The sequence below is a fragment of the Leadbetterella sp. DM7 genome, from assembly GCF_040829825.2.
Taxonomy (GTDB): Bacteria; Bacteroidota; Bacteroidia; order Cytophagales; family Spirosomataceae; genus Leadbetterella.
Genome location: NZ_JBFOLH020000038.1, coordinates 1 through 1,687, shown reverse-complemented (window position 1 = coordinate 1,687; position 1,687 = coordinate 1). Strand labels below are relative to the sequence as shown.

Below are 1,687 nucleotides of genomic sequence, written 5' to 3'. Positions count from 1 at the left end.
GGGCCATTCAGAAAAAGCCCAACTTGTTCATTAAGAACTTGTTGGGCTTTTGATTATCTTTGTATATCACCCCGAATAATACGGTTGGAGCCAAAAATCGGGGTAACGAAACGGAAAAGATATGCGAAAGATACAAAAAATATCGAGTTTACAACCTACGATAGCCTTCACCGAATACGATATTTTCCAACAGTACACCCAAAGTTTTTATGGTAGTGAATTGGGAGGGATTTTCAAGAGTTTTCCCTTTGATCAGTTGGGTAAAGAACTGGGTTTGAGAGACCACAGACGGGGTCGGAGAAGTTACTTTTCTGCGGCAGGTAAAATAGCCCTGATGGTATTAAAATCTTACACGGATCTTTCCGACCGGGATCTGATAGCTCAATTGAATGCCAATCTTCATTATCAGTTGTTCTGTGGTGTACGGATCAATCCCCTTCGCCCTCTGGATAACTTCAAGATTGTCAGTGAGATCCGGTGTGAGATAGGCCGTAAACTGGACATTGGTAAAGCTCAGCAGCTACTGGCCAGTCATTGGAAGCCTTATCTTGGAAATACACACGTACTGATGACAGATGCAACCTGTTATGAGAGTAGTCTACGATTTCCAACAGCGGTTAAATTACTATGGGAATGTGTGGATTGGCTACAGGGCCAGCTTAAAGGTATCATCAAGACTTTGGGGCTTCGTATGCCCAGAAGCAAGTATGAAAAGCAGCGCCTGCGTTACAAGGCCTATAGCCGAAAGCGTAGGCGCAGCAGTAAGGATACCCGGGTATTGAGCAGGAGTTTGCTGCATCTGCTGGACAAACTCATCGGACAGCTCCGCGACACGATCCGGGTTAACTCACCCCATATTCATCTACCGGCATCGTTTTATAAACGCTTTTCTGTTATCGGGAAAATACTCCACCAGCAGAGACTTCACTTTGATGGCAAAGAGGTTAAAGGGTTAATCGTTAGCATTGACAAAGATTATATACGACCCATAGTGCGGGGAAAAGAAAGCAAACGTGTAGAGTTTGGAGCCAAAGTAAACAGCATACAGGTAGACGGTATCAACTTTATCGAGCACCTGAGTTTCGAAGCCTTCCACGAGGGGATCCGTTTACCGCGGTGCATAGACCATCAGCAATCGCTGCTTCGAAAACGAGTGACTCACCTGGCAGCAGATGCACTATATGCTACCAATTATAACCGTAGGTATTGCCATGGCAAAGGTATCCTGACCAGCTTTGTGCGTAAGGGTAAGGCGGCCAAAGACGAAAAGCAACGTAAACAAATTCGCTCCCTGTTGAGCAAGGAGAGGGCCACCCGACTGGAAGGAAGCTTCGGGACAGAGAAACAACACTACTCTCTGGGAAGAATTAAGGCCCGAACAAAGAAAACCGAAATCCTATGGATCTTCTTTGGTATCCACACCGCCAATGCCGTCAGAATGATACCCAAAATGAAAGATCAACCTTTAAGGCCCACCGGATAATATCTCTTTATAAATCGTTTACAAAAAACTAAAAACCATATTATTGGGGTGGAAACTATTGCTCTTAATCAACAAAATAAGGCCCTTGACAACAACATAGTATCCCATCAGCAAAATCTCTGGCTAGCATTTCTTTAAAAAAACAAAATCGGCTGTCAAAAAATTATTCAACAACCGATTTCAATTCTATTTACTGAATATCCC

1 protein-coding gene is annotated in these 1,687 nt (G+C 43.9%); it reads left to right on the top strand.

Going from position 1 to position 1,687, the window contains the following annotated elements; all coding sequences use genetic code 11:
• The first annotated feature begins 121 nt into the window (after positions 1-121).
• Complete coding sequence (locus AB2U10_RS19080; protein ID WP_367916678.1) at positions 122-1,483, top strand: transposase; 1,362 nt, start codon at positions 122-124, stop codon at positions 1,481-1,483.
• The last annotated feature ends 204 nt before the right edge of the window (positions 1,484-1,687 follow it).